This is a genomic window from Enterococcus saccharolyticus subsp. saccharolyticus, assembly GCF_029023825.1.
GTDB classification, from domain to species: Bacteria; Bacillota; Bacilli; order Lactobacillales; family Enterococcaceae; genus Enterococcus_F; species Enterococcus_F saccharolyticus.
This window is the reverse complement of the sequence record NZ_CP118957.1, coordinates 881,296-894,080: the sequence shown is the minus strand read 5'-3', so window position 1 is coordinate 894,080 and position 12,785 is coordinate 881,296. Positions and strand designations below refer to the sequence as shown.

At 36.3% G+C, this 12,785-nt stretch carries 16 protein-coding genes and 1 riboswitch; of the genes, 1 reads left to right on the top strand and 15 read right to left on the bottom strand.

Features of this window, described 5'->3' with window-relative positions; all coding sequences use genetic code 11:
- Positions 1 to 163 precede the first annotated feature (163 nt).
- The 6 genes from rpsA to PYW32_RS04720 form a co-directional block, all read right to left on the bottom strand.
- A complete protein-coding gene (gene rpsA, locus PYW32_RS04745) occupies positions 164 to 1,378 on the bottom strand; it encodes a 30S ribosomal protein S1 (protein ID WP_016175480.1) in 1,215 nt (404 codons plus the stop codon).
- A gap of 227 nt (positions 1,379 to 1,605) precedes the next feature.
- Positions 1,606 to 2,013: a DUF4430 domain-containing protein gene (locus tag PYW32_RS04740; RefSeq protein ID WP_016175481.1), complete on the bottom strand. Its 408-nt coding sequence runs from the start codon at positions 2,011 to 2,013 to the stop codon at positions 1,606 to 1,608.
- A gap of 12 nt (positions 2,014 to 2,025) precedes the next feature.
- Positions 2,026 to 2,688, bottom strand: coding sequence for a (d)CMP kinase (gene cmk, locus PYW32_RS04735; RefSeq protein WP_016175482.1), 663 nt, complete (start codon positions 2,686 to 2,688; stop codon positions 2,026 to 2,028).
- A 79-nt stretch (positions 2,689 to 2,767) separates the two neighbouring features.
- The gene (locus PYW32_RS04730; protein WP_016175483.1) at positions 2,768 to 3,472 is read right to left on the bottom strand and encodes an SAG1386/EF1546 family surface-associated protein; all 705 of its coding nucleotides are present in this window, start codon (positions 3,470 to 3,472) and stop codon (positions 2,768 to 2,770) included.
- Positions 3,473 to 3,547: 75 nt separating this feature from the next.
- Positions 3,548 to 4,942, bottom strand: coding sequence for a RecQ family ATP-dependent DNA helicase (locus tag PYW32_RS04725; protein ID WP_016175484.1), 1,395 nt, complete (start codon positions 4,940 to 4,942; stop codon positions 3,548 to 3,550).
- Entirely contained in the window at positions 4,933 to 5,928 is a 996-nt protein-coding gene (locus PYW32_RS04720; protein ID WP_016175485.1) for a helix-turn-helix domain-containing protein, read from the bottom strand. The genes PYW32_RS04725 and PYW32_RS04720 overlap by 10 nt, the downstream gene beginning before the upstream one ends.
- A gap of 27 nt (positions 5,929 to 5,955) precedes the next feature.
- Between PYW32_RS04720 and PYW32_RS04715 the strand changes: the two genes are divergently transcribed.
- Positions 5,956 to 6,168, top strand: a complete 213-nt coding sequence (locus tag PYW32_RS04715; RefSeq protein WP_016175486.1) for a ferredoxin — start codon at positions 5,956 to 5,958, stop codon at positions 6,166 to 6,168.
- A gap of 69 nt (positions 6,169 to 6,237) precedes the next feature.
- Here the strand turns inward: PYW32_RS04715 and PYW32_RS04710 are convergent, their stop codons facing one another.
- From PYW32_RS04710 to PYW32_RS04670, 9 genes are all read right to left on the bottom strand, one after another.
- Positions 6,238 to 6,840 carry an ECF transporter S component gene (locus PYW32_RS04710; RefSeq protein ID WP_016175487.1) on the bottom strand — a complete coding sequence of 201 codons (603 nt, stop codon included), beginning with the start codon at positions 6,838 to 6,840 and terminating at the stop codon, positions 6,238 to 6,240.
- Between the two features lie 157 nt (positions 6,841 to 6,997).
- Positions 6,998 to 7,121, bottom strand: a riboswitch (FMN riboswitch).
- Positions 7,122 to 7,191: 70 nt separating this feature from the next.
- The gene (locus PYW32_RS04705) at positions 7,192 to 7,911 is read right to left on the bottom strand and encodes a pseudouridine synthase (RefSeq protein WP_016175488.1); all 720 of its coding nucleotides are present in this window, start codon (positions 7,909 to 7,911) and stop codon (positions 7,192 to 7,194) included.
- Entirely contained in the window at positions 7,911 to 8,492 is a 582-nt protein-coding gene (scpB, locus tag PYW32_RS04700; RefSeq protein ID WP_016175489.1) for an SMC-Scp complex subunit ScpB, read from the bottom strand. Before scpB ends, PYW32_RS04705 begins: the two co-directional genes overlap by 1 nt.
- Positions 8,485 to 9,237: a segregation/condensation protein A gene (locus PYW32_RS04695; RefSeq protein WP_016175490.1), complete on the bottom strand. Its 753-nt coding sequence runs from the start codon at positions 9,235 to 9,237 to the stop codon at positions 8,485 to 8,487. The genes scpB and PYW32_RS04695 overlap by 8 nt, the downstream gene beginning before the upstream one ends.
- Positions 9,238 to 9,250: 13 nt before the next feature.
- On the bottom strand, positions 9,251 to 10,141 hold the full coding sequence (gene xerD, locus PYW32_RS04690; RefSeq protein ID WP_016175491.1) for a site-specific tyrosine recombinase XerD: 891 nt from the start codon (positions 10,139 to 10,141) through the stop codon (positions 9,251 to 9,253).
- Positions 10,142 to 10,252: 111 nt separating this feature from the next.
- Positions 10,253 to 10,714 carry a ferric iron uptake transcriptional regulator gene (fur, locus tag PYW32_RS04685; RefSeq protein WP_016175492.1) on the bottom strand — a complete coding sequence of 154 codons (462 nt, stop codon included), beginning with the start codon at positions 10,712 to 10,714 and terminating at the stop codon, positions 10,253 to 10,255.
- 102 nt (positions 10,715 to 10,816) lie between these two features.
- Positions 10,817 to 11,680: a CvfB family protein gene (locus PYW32_RS04680; RefSeq protein ID WP_016175493.1), complete on the bottom strand. Its 864-nt coding sequence runs from the start codon at positions 11,678 to 11,680 to the stop codon at positions 10,817 to 10,819.
- Between the two features lie 34 nt (positions 11,681 to 11,714).
- Positions 11,715 to 12,032, bottom strand: a complete 318-nt coding sequence (locus PYW32_RS04675; RefSeq protein WP_016175494.1) for an AzlD domain-containing protein — start codon at positions 12,030 to 12,032, stop codon at positions 11,715 to 11,717.
- On the bottom strand, positions 12,025 to 12,768 hold the full coding sequence (locus tag PYW32_RS04670; RefSeq protein ID WP_420828460.1) for an AzlC family ABC transporter permease: 744 nt from the start codon (positions 12,766 to 12,768) through the stop codon (positions 12,025 to 12,027). The genes PYW32_RS04675 and PYW32_RS04670 overlap by 8 nt, the downstream gene beginning before the upstream one ends.
- Between the last annotated feature and the right edge of the window lie 17 nt (positions 12,769 to 12,785).

The following is a 12,785-nucleotide window of genomic DNA, read 5'->3' as shown; positions in this document are numbered from 1 at the left end:
TCGTATCATAAGCGATTCTTATTTCTTGCTATTCGTCATGCGGACATCTTTTAACCTTATTAGTTTAACCAATGACATACGAACTTGCAAGTATTGTGAAAGGAATTAAATAAAATACTTAACGAAACGAAAATAAAAAAGGTTGCGCGAGGCAACCTTTTTCTTATTCTTGTTCTTGATCCTTCAAAGCATCGCCTAAAAGATCGCCCATTGTGAATCCAGTTGATTCTTCAGGAAGCTCATAGCTTTCTTCTTCTTCTTCAACTACTACTTCAGCTTCTGGTTTTTCTTCTAACGCTTTAATGCTTAACGCAATACGATGTTCTTCTGGACTTACATCCAATACTTTTACTTGCACTTGTTCGCCTTCACTTAATACTTCGTGAGGGGTTGCAATGTGTTTGTGTGAAATTTGAGAAATATGAACTAAACCTTCAACTCCAGGGAATACTTCTACGAATGCGCCAAAGCTTGTTAAACGTTTAACAGTACCATCTAATACTGTATCTTTCGCTGCTTTTTCTTCGATGTTTGCCCATGGTCCAGGTAAAGTATCTTTGATAGATAATGAGACACGTTCTTTCGTTGGATCAACCGATAATACGGCAACTTCAACTTTATCCCCAACGCTTAATGCATCACTTGGTTTAGCAACGTGTGCATGTGAAATTTCAGATACATGGACTAAGCCATCAATTCCACCTAAGTCTACGAATGCACCAAAGTCTGTCAAGCGAGCAACTGTTCCTTCTAATTTGTCGCCTTCTTTGATTGATTCAAGTAAATCAGCTTTTTTCGATGCTTTTTCAGCTTCAACAACCGCTTTATGTGAAAGAATTAAACGATTTTCTGAAGGTTCAATTTCAATAATTTTGAATGTTAATGTTTGTCCTTTATAGCTTTCAAAATCATCCACAAAATGATCTTCTACCATTGATGCTGGCACAAAACCACGTACACCTACATCTACAACTAAACCGCCTTTAACAACGTTAGTAACTGGTGCTTCGATAATTTTTCCTTCTTCGAAATCTTTTTCAATATCTTCCCAAACTTTTTTCGCATCTAAGCGACGTTTAGAAAGTAAATAACTCCCATTTTCTTTATCTTTACCAATAGTAGTAATTACTACTAAGTCAAGGATATCACCAACTTTAATTACTTCATTGATGTCTTCCACAGGTAATGTTGATAGTTCTTTTGTAGGTACGACACCTTCTACGCCAGCGCCTTCAATACCTACGACTGCTTGCTTATCTTCAATAACCAATACTTCACCTTTTACGATGTCGCCAACCTTTACTTCTTGGACGCTGTTTAAAGCATCTTCCATTGATTCGTTAGCATTCTCTACTTGGTTGTTTTCTAATTCTGTCATAACATATGTCCTCCTAACCAACAATTGTTTTATAATTGCACTACACTATCTAGTTTATGCCATTCTCGAAAAAAAATAAAGCGATTTCTATTTTTTTTACAAAAAAGCCTTGAATTTATTGGTTTTCGCTACTTTTTCTTTAATTATTTCGCGACTATGTGAAAAATAAACAAACTTAAGATAAAAAAGGAAAATAAAAATCCGCAGACTTTTATTTTCCTTTTGTTTTAAAATTTGCTATACGTAAAGACAACTTTATCGCCTTCATGCAGTTCTGTTTCATTTGCACCAGTCATAATCATTTCATCATTGATAGTGTATGTCCAAAAATAATTATCTTTGGTATTTTGTTCAATTCCCTCAATAGAAGTAATCATGCCATTTTCTTCTTGCATTTCGAAGTTTGCTTTCATTGCATCCATTAAATTCGAACCTTCTTCAACAGTCACTGCTTTTTCTTCAACAACTTCCTCTTCTTTTACCAACGAAATTGTCAACGAAATTTCATTTTCTTTACTTTGACTTTGAATCGTTGTTGATTTAGTAGTAGTAGTAGACGTTTCGTTTGCTGTTGTACACCCTGCAAATCCTACTAAACTAACCAATAAAACAAGACTAATAAGACTTTTTTTCATTTTTCTCCCCCGCTATCTTTCAACCACTGCTTTGATAGCAGCTACGACTTCTTCAATACTCAAACCTGTTGTATCAATTCGAACAGCGTCTTCGGCTTGTTTCAATGGTGATACTTCACGATTTGAATCTAAATAATCTCGTTGTTCAATTTCTTTTTTCAACGTGTCAAAATCCGTCGCAATTCCTTTTGATTGGTTTTCTTTAAAACGTCGCTCGGCACGCTCAATTACACTAGCAACAAGGAAAATTTTCACTTCGGCTTTTGGTAAAACAACTGTGCCAATATCACGTCCATCCATGACAACACCGCCATTTTCTGCGATTTTTTGTTGTTGGCGAACTAATTCATGACGAACCTTTTCATGTGCTGAAACAATCGAAACATTGTTGGTCACTTCCGGTTGACGAATTGCATCTGTAACATCTTGACCATCTACGAAAATTAATTGTCCCGTTTCTGTTTGTTTAAATGTAATTGGATAGCGTTTAATTAATGCGACTAATTGTTGCTCATCTTCAAAATCGACTTGATGTTGGATTGCTAAATACGTCACACTACGATACATCGCACCCGTATCCGTATAAATATAACCATACTCTTTCGCTAAAATTTTTGCTACTGTACTCTTACCTGATGATGCAGGACCATCAATGGCAATATTGATTTTCTTCATACTTCGTCTCCCTATACCTAAACATTTGCGTTTGAAAATTGTGGTGATTTCCATAAAAAAAACCGCCGGAGCGGTTTTTTTATTTCACTCTTAATTGATCTCCTGGGTGAATCATGAAGTTGTTTGGATCCATTCCGTTTAATTGGAATAATTCATCAACACTGATTCCATTACGATCAGCAACTTGTTTTGGACCTTCACCTGGTTGAACTTGGCTATATTGTCCACCTGTTTGTTGTTGAGTTTGTTGTTCTTGTTGTACAGGTTGTTCTGTTTGTGGTGTTTCCACTGGTTGTTCTGCTACATAGTTGTCATCTGCTTCAATTTGAACTTCAGGTTCGACAACGACTTCTTCAGAAGAAGGTGTTGGTTCAGTAACTACTTCACTTGATGCAGGTGCTTGTGATTCTTCTGAACTAGAGCTACTTGATTCTGTACTTTCAACAGTAGAAGACTCTTTTGTTGTAGATTCTTTTTCTTCTTTTGTTGATGATTCTTTCGCTTTTGTTTCTTTTGCAGATGTTTCAGTTGTTTCGACAACACTTGAAGATTCTGCAGTAGCAGCTGTTTTTGGTTCGTTGTTACGGTTCATAACCAAAAATCCCGCAACAGTTGGAACAGCAATAATAAGGAACAATAAAATCAATACGATAGTTAAAAAGGCGCTATTTCCTTTTTTCTGATTATGTTGATTTGTACGAGAATTTTGTTCTTCTGAATCAGCCTCGTAGATAGGTTGTTCCCAAGGTTCTTGTGCATTTTGTTTCTTATTTTTTTTACTCAATTTTTTCTTACCTCCTGCTATGGTTTCCGCTGTATTATATCATAGAAAAATGCTCTCTGTCTCAAAAAAACAACTTCATTTTTTTTCTTTAAACATTTTTAGTAAAATATCTTGCCAATTTATGACTTCTTTAGAAGATTTAGAGGTCTCTGCACGTTTTTCAGGTAGTTGACAGCCATGAAAATCACAACAAATTTCTGGAGTCTGAGGCATAGATTCCTCAAAGTAGTGTAACAAGTACGCGCGTTTGCATCCGTCATAGTGAATATACGCTAACATACATTGTAATTTCAACCATTTTTCTTCTTCATTTCGTTTTAAATGTGCTAAAAACTGTTCCGTTCCTTCACGTTTGGTTTGTTGCAACCATTTTTCCTGAATATCTGTTAAAGAAGCCATCGCTTGATATTGCAAACGAACTTCAAAGGTTTCTCTAGCTTCTTGTGCCGTTCGTTGTAAAAAATGATGAATGCGCTCATCACCAGTTTGGTATAACAAAACGCCATAACTTTGGACCCCGTCCCGTCCTGCACGACCAATTTCTTGCATATAATTTTCTAAACTATCGGGTAATTCATAATGCACGACCAAACGAATATCACTTTTGTTAATCCCCATGCCAAAAGCATTTGTCGCAATTAAGAATTGTAATTGATTGTCCAAAAATTGCTGTTGTAACATCCGTCGTTGATTACTTTCTAAGCCGCCATGATAATAACCTACAGCAAAGTCCCCTTGCAATTCTTCATACAGTAGTTCGACTTGTTTTCTTGTGGCACAATAAATAATGCCGGGTCCTGCTTGTTTTGCAAGAATTTCTCGCAATTCAGTCAGCTTATCTTCAGGTTCTCGAACCAACAATGCAATGTTGGGACGATCCATAGAATAGACCCATTCTTTTGCTGTAGAACGTAAGAGTACCTCTTTAATTTCGGTGCGTACTTTTTCCGTGGCACTCGCTGTCAACGCTAATGTCAACGGTTGCCTTAAACGTTTTTGAGCTTCTCCAAGGTTACGATATTCGGGTCGAAAATCGACGCCCCATTGTGAAACACAATGGGCTTCATCGACCACAAACAAACCAATTTTCTGTCGTTGTAAGCTGGTTAGCACGTGATCTTGTAACAACATTTCGGGACTTAAAAAAAGAAACTTGTATTTATCTAAATGCTGTAAAATAAATTCTTTTTCTTGTGCTTGTAAGGTGCCATTCAAAGCAATGACACGCTTTTCACCTAAACGTAGAAAGGACAAAACTTGATCTTCCATTAACGAAATCAATGGTGAAACAATAATTGTTAAGCCTTCGCGTAAATAACCAGTCAATTGATAACACAAACTTTTTCCCGTTCCTGTCGGCAATACTGCTAAGGCATCTTGATTATCAAGTAAGGTAGAAACCACTTCTTTTTGTCCCGTTCGAAAAGAATCATAATGAAAATAATGTTGTAAAGCAGCTTCTAACTCCATGCGGTTTTCTTCCTCCAAATTTGATATAAACGAATTTCTAAAAAAGATACATCATATTGTTCGACGAGTTCTTTATAACGAAAGTTCCATGAATCATCGGGCAATGTTGCTAACGATGTTTGATTTGTAATAAATTGTTCAAAAGGAAAATCTTCTGCTACCAAGGCCCACTCAATGACATGATCTTGAATGGTTCCTTGTTTTAAGTGACGAATTTGCATGACTTCTTCAAAATTATAGCCTTGTTTAAATAATTTTCTCGTTTTCAACATACTAATATTGATATTTTGCGCAAGTAACGGTTTGATAAATTGATACAATAAAAAAGTAGGTTGTTGCGAAATTTCCTTAAAAAACGCATGCGTGGCGCTACTCATCGCGACCACAGACCATGGAAACTGCTGTATATCTGCTGGTAATAGCTGGAAAAACACCACCCCATTTTGTTCAAAACCAGTAAACGTTTGGGCAAGTAAATTAGCTTTTTCGGCAGGCAATTGAGAAAAAATAGTCACTAATTCCTGATAGATAGTCTCTTTCATTTCCTTACGATACTGATGAACAAATTGGCGGACACGTTCCGTATAAAATGGTGAACTTTCTAAAGGAACATACGGTTGATGACGATCCAAATAAGAAGCCACTTGCACCAAAAATTGAATAGAACGCCAAATTTCAGCTTCTTTACGTCCATACTTAAAGAAATCCACATCTGTTAAATAGTGTTTGGCTTCACACGTAAACTCTTGATTTAAAGACAAGAAGCCCTCACTTTCGACCAAGAGCTGGTCTTTTTTGAGTTGTTGAATGACTTTATTAAAATCAGCTTCCGTTAATTGAGGGAATATGCCAGAGACATGCAGTAAATTATGGAAAAAAGCATAGGTCAAAACGGAAGATGTCCGCTTCCCACTTAACACTTGATAAAAGGTACTAGGCTTCAACTTGTCTTCTTTTGAAAACAACGATAAAATAAATGTATCCATATAAAACCTCCAGAAAGTAGTGACGACATGTCTCAATTATGTAAAATCATTCCCGAACGCTGTATTGCTTGCGGGTTATGTGCGGTTTACGCACCAAATATATTCGATTATGACGAAGAAGGAATTGTTCTATTTGCCCAAGAACCAGAGGCGCATCAACAATTCATTCAAGACGAACAAGCGGCGGTATTAAAAGCCTATCAAAAGTGCCCAGTACGTGCTATCGTCTTAGAAAAATAATTCTTCTATTTATTATACGCAAAAACAACTAAAAAGAACATCTCACGATTGTGACATGCCCTTTATTTTTTATTTTGAAAATGTTTGGTGTTGTGAAAAAGCTTGTTTTCTTGACAACCATGGTAATAATTTCGCATGTAATACCAAGAAGACAACGGTGACAACGCCTCCTTTAATTAAGTTGAATGGTAAAATTCCCATCACAACATAATTAGCAAGTGGCATTCCTAAAAATGTATCCGCAGTTACGCCAAAGAACATTAAGTACAGTGGTGTAATCACAAAATAGTTCGCAACACTCATGAACAAACTCATTGATAATATGCCAGATAAAGTGCCATAAATTTTGTTAAGTAAACCATTGCCTTTTTTAAAGAAATAATACATTGGTAAGGTAAAGGCTGTGGTAGCAAGGAAACTTGCAACATCTCCCACCAAATTTGGTGCGGATAAACCAGTTGTTAATAGGTGCAACGATGAACGAATAAACGCTGTGGTGACACCAGCCAATGGACCAAATAAAAACATGCTTAACATAACCGGAATATCACTAAAATCAATCTTTAGAAAACTAAACATCGGAATGACCGGAAATGCGACATATTGTAAAACTAATCCCATCGAAGCAAACAGTGCAATTGAAACCATTTTTTGTACTTTGTTGTTTTTCATTATAAATCCTCCTAAGTGTAAGGACTCATCTTCAAACGAACCTATTAAATTTTCCTTTTTGCTTTCTCGTCGGCGCCAGACAAGAAAAAATACCCTATTTTTCCGTAGGGGAAAAATAGGGTATCTGATTATAACAAAATTAGGTAAATCAAATACGCCCTATCTTCTTTATCCAGACTATACTGTCGGTATCGGAATTTCACCGATTCAGCCACTTATAAAAAGCGGGTCGTGGACTATAACCACCGGTCGGGAATTACACCCTGCCCCTGAAGACGAACCTTTATTAAATTGTTAGTACAATTTTATTATACATGAATTGTTAATAGTTTCAACCATTTCAGCTCAAAATTATTTTTTTGCTTTGTCTAATAATTGACTAACTTCTTTTTTATTCAACTCACGATATTCTCCTGGACGTAACCCAGCTAGCGTTAGTTCGCCATATTTTTCACGTTTTAGTTTTTGGACAGGTAACCCCACTGCTTTTAACATGTTTTTGACTTGGTGGTTACGTCCTTCATGAATCGTTAATTGCACAATACTTGTTTGTGCTTTGATATCTGTTGATAAAATTTCAAAGCGCGCAGGTGCGACTCTTTTTCCTTCAATGCGCATTCCACGAGTTAACGGTAAAAGATTTCTTTTCTCAGCAATCCCTTTGACTTTCGCTACATATACTTTATCGACTTCATGTTTTGGATGGGTTAATTTTTGTGAGAAGTTTCCATCGTTGGTTAATAATAATAAACCTGACGTATCATAATCCAAACGACCAACTGGATAAATCCGCTCTCGTACATCCGATAAATAATCAACCACGACTTTGCGGTTTTTATCATCAGATACAGCAGAAATCACGCCACGTGGTTTATAGAATAAATAATACACGGGTTCTTCTTGATAGATTGGGACATTATCCACTTCTACACGATCTTTTGCACTCACTTGAGTCCCTAATTCTTTCACTACTTGACCGTTAACTTTCACACGACCATCTAAAATATACGTTTCTGCTTTTCTACGTGATGCAATGCCCGCATGAGCAATCACTTTTTGTAATCTTTCCATTATTTGTCTCCTTCTAATTCTTGGTAACGATCAAAAAATAAATCGTTCGGCATCTCTTCTGCCAAATCGTCTTCCATGGTTTGAATATCTGGTAATTCTTCCAAGGTTTTCAACCCAAAGTAATCCATAAAATATTCGGTAGTTCCATATAAAATCGCTCGACCAGGCCCTTCCACGCGACCTTTTTCTTCGATTAATTGACGTGCAACTAATTTTTGTACAGAACCCGCAGATTGCACGCCACGAATTTCATCGATTTCTACACGGGTAATCGGTTGTTTGTACGCAATGATAGCTAACGTTTCGAGCGCAGCTTGTGACAAACGGTTTGACATAGGCGATTGCGCATATTTTTTTAATAAAGGCGCAAACTCCTTTTTGGTGGTTAAGACAAAATGATTGCCGACTTCTAAAATATTTAAGGCTGCATCGTTATCGTCTTGGTATTTTTGGTTTAAGGTTTGAATGTATTGATAAATTTTAGGGGTAGGTTCCTCTAATAAATAACTCAATTCTTCCAAGCCAATGCCTTCATCACCTACGATAAACAATATCGCTTCTAGTTGACTTAATTTACTCATGTTTCTCTCCTACTGGGTATAACAAAATTGTTTCATAATTCCCCGTCTGCTCGACCTTGATTTTTCCATTTTTCATCAATTCCAACAATGCCATAAATGTAATAACAATTTCTGGTTTGGTAAAAGCAACAAAAAAAGAATCTAATGTTCGGCCATTTCGACTAGAACTTGCTACTAATTGTGCTTCGATAAACGCCATTTTATCTTCAATACTGCTTTCATCTGCACGAATGGTGGTTTCAAAATTTTGACGCTTTTTCTTTTTTTCTAACATGCTATGAAAAGCCAAAAATAAATCAATCGTATTCAATTGGTTTTTATCCAACTCTTGCTCGGTTTCTTTATAGTCATCCACATCCATGGGATCTTTCGTAAAATATTGACTACGTTCTTCGGCTTTTTCTGACAAACAATCGGCGGCGTATTTATATTTACGATACTCCAATAATTGTGCTACTAACGCATCGCGTGGATCTTCTTCATATACATCGTCATATTCTTCTTCCAATTCTGCTTTTGGCAAGAGCATTTGACTTTTAATCGCCATTAAAGTTGCCGCCATAACCAAATATTCTCCGGCAACTTCCAATTCAAGTGTTTTCATCGCATGAATATAATTCATATATTGTTCGGTGACATCCGCAATTGGAATATCATAAATATCAAGCTCCAACGATTTGATTAAATGCAACAACAAATCGAGTGGACCTTCAAAAACATCCAATTTTATTTTAATTTCTTGCATAGACTTCCTTCCTTTATGCGCGAGGGAAATGTTGTTTATAGACATCCGTCATACGTTTTTTCGTAATATGCGTATAAATCTGCGTAGTAGAAATATCAGCATGACCTAATAATTCTTGTACTGTGCGCAAGTCAGCACCGTTTTCTAATAAATGGGTCGCAAAACTATGACGTAACGTATGCGGTGTGACATTTTTGGTAATCCCAGCTTTACGAACCAAAGCTTTCAAATTTTTCCAAATACCTTGTCGAGAAAGTCCGGTTCCATGACTGTTGACAAAAAGATGAGTTTCTTCTGGATGTTTCGCAGTTAACAATGGACGCGCTTCTTCTAAATAACATTCAATCCATTGAATTGCCAAATCACCGAGTGGAACAATCCGCTCTTTGTCCCCTTTGCCGACAGTATGCAGTAAGCCCATGCTTAAATGCAAATCATTTAATTTTAAACCAATCAGTTCGCTGACACGTAGTCCTGTCGCATACATGACTTCTAAAATCGCACGATCACGAATACCTAACACTTCCTTAGTATCTGGGGTTTCAATCAAACGCTCAATCTCATTTAAGCTTAACGTATCAGGTAGTTTTTGGGCTTTTTTAGGAGAATCAATATGTTGCATCGGATCATGGTCAGTAAAGCGTTCTTGACGTAAAAATTGATGAAAGCGACGCAAACTTGTGACCATTCGAGTAATCGTAGCAGGTGATTTTTCGGCTGCTTGTAATTCTTGCAAAAATTGGACAACAATAAAGCGATCAATTTTTTGCCAATTGTCAATTTTTTGTCTGTTCAAAAAAGCCACATATTGTTCCAAATCACGTTGATAACTTTTTCTCGTATTTTGCGCAAGTCCTCGTTCAATCGTCAAAAAGTGTAAATAATCAATGACTTGTTCTTCCATTTTCTTCTCCTCGCTTTCGCCTTATCTATCATAACAAATTCCGTTAGCTAAGAACAGAAAATCTCCTTTAGTTTACATAAAAATTTTCACACCAACTAAAAAAACCGAGAACTACGCCTCGGTTTGCTCTTTCTTTTGACATTCTTGGCAGATACCATGAAATGTTAAACGATGATCCTTCACTAAAAAGTGAAAACGCTGCTCGACAATTTCTTCTACACTACCTAATAAGTCTTCTTCAATTTCTTCAATACTTCCACATTCTAAACACAATAAATGATGATGAAAATGTTTGGCGCCTTCTTTGCGTAAATCATAACGCGCTACACCATCATCGAAACTGATTTTATCGACAATTTTCAATTCCGTTAGAATTTCTAACGTCCGATAAACCGTTGCTAAACCAATATCTGAATTTTTTCGTTTCACAAAAAAATAAATTTCTTCTGCAGATAAATGGTCTTTCTCATTTTCTAACAGCACTAACAAAGTGGCTTCTCTTTGTGGCGTTAATTTAAATCCAGATTCATGGAGTTGTTTTTTCGTTTTCTTCAAAGCTTCAACTGTATTCATACAATCCTCCATCTTAATTACAATCATTCTAATCTAGGGGATGTAAAATGCCCCAAACATTAAAATAATTATAAAATAGAAGTCAAAATTATACAAGCATTCTCAATTAGATTCCTTGATTAATTTCGTGATACCATCTTTTTGTTCGATACGACGTTGTTTCATCAAGTTTCCTAACGCACGTTTAAATTGCCCTTTACTAATCCCAAACATTTGCGTAATTTCTTCAGGTGAGGATTTATCCGTATAATGCATTTGATTCTCAGGTGCACGCTCTAAAAAGGCAATAATCATTGCCGCATCATCGCTAATTGCTTCATGTGCGCGTGGTTTCAATGATACATTCAAAGCACCATCTGGACGAATACCAATTACACGACCATTCACGCGTTCACCTAAACGTGGTTCTTGGAAACGTTCAGATGGATGAATGAAACCAATATAAAAATCATCTGTTAAAAGATACGTACCAGCTAATTTCAAACGATATACTGTTCCTGAAACATCTTTATTTTTTAAGGTTTCTCCGCCACGTTTGCTTAACGCTTGGAAAATTTTCTCATCAGCTAACGTTCCCCAAATACGATCTTTATGGTCTACACGTAATGAAACCATAATTCGATCACCTTTTTTAGGCCATAATTCACGCATCGTTGGTAATTCATCTAAAGAAACAGCAATATCTTTATCCGGCAAGCCAATATTAACAAATACACCCAAATCACGACGACTGTCTGTTACTTCACCAAATGCGTAGTGCCCTTTACGACTTTTAGGAATTTCAGTTGTCAAACATAATTCTTGTTTTTGATTTTGATAACCAAACCCTTCAACTGCTTCTCCTAAGCTATGTTCTCCTTCTGATTTTGCTAATTTAAATGTCAGTCCATTTTTTTGGACAAAATAATACGTATCATTTTCATCAATAATCAATCCGCTAAACACGGATGCTAATAACTCGTTCATATTCTTCTCCTTTAAAAGTATTCATATTTTAAAATCATAAAACGAAGCGAATAACCGCTATCGTAATAATACCTGTAATCACAATCTTCATCAAATCTTTCGTATAGTAGCCCACAATTAATGTGGGAATACACGCCAAAGTTTCTTCAAGTTTTAAGACTGGTGCTTTACCAGTTGGCACAACCAACAAACTTTGAACTAACAACGCTGCTAAAATACACAAAGGTAAATAACTTAAAAATAGATGCAATTTTTCTGGAAATTCTAATTTTTTCGCAAAAACAAATGGCAAAATACGTGGAATCCACGTCACAACAAAACAACCGGCAAGCAATAATAAAAAGCTATTCATTATGTGTCACCACCCCTACAAAACAACCAATTAATGTCGCGACGATCACTGCAATTTCAGGTGTCGTCCACCACATAAACAAATACAAACTAATAACTACACTCGCTAAAACAATCACCGTTTGCTTGGTGCGTTTTTTTAATGGTAATTCTGCTTGAAACAAAAAAAGTCCTAAAAACATTGCGACTAAAGCAAAATCTAAGCCAAATAATTCCGGATCTGGAATAAATTCTCCCAGCATCGCTCCAAAAACTGTAGCAACAATCCAAGAAAGATAAGCACAGATATTCAACCCGTTCATCCAGCTTAAAGAAGGTTGCTTGCCGTTTTGAAGAGCTGTAGTTAACACCCCATAAGATTCATCAGTTAACAGTGTGCCAATGCCAATATTTCCTAACATACTTTCTTTCCGAAAGGCTGGCGCAACAGATAAGCTCATTAAAAAATGGCGTAGATTAACTAAAAAGACGGTAACAATAATAGAAGATATCGGCGCGCCAATTGCTAATAAACCACACATAATAAATTGGGCACTCCCCGCATAAACCACTACGGACATTAAAAAGACTTCAAAGACACTCAAACCTATTCCTTTACCGACCACGCCCATAGCAAAGCCAATTCCGACATACCCCAAAATCGTCGGTACGCAGGCCTTTAAACCATCTACAAAACTTTCATATTTCACTTCTTGCAAAAAGAATCCCCCTCTTTTCGATTGATATTTTTCTATCATATCGAAAATAAGGGGGA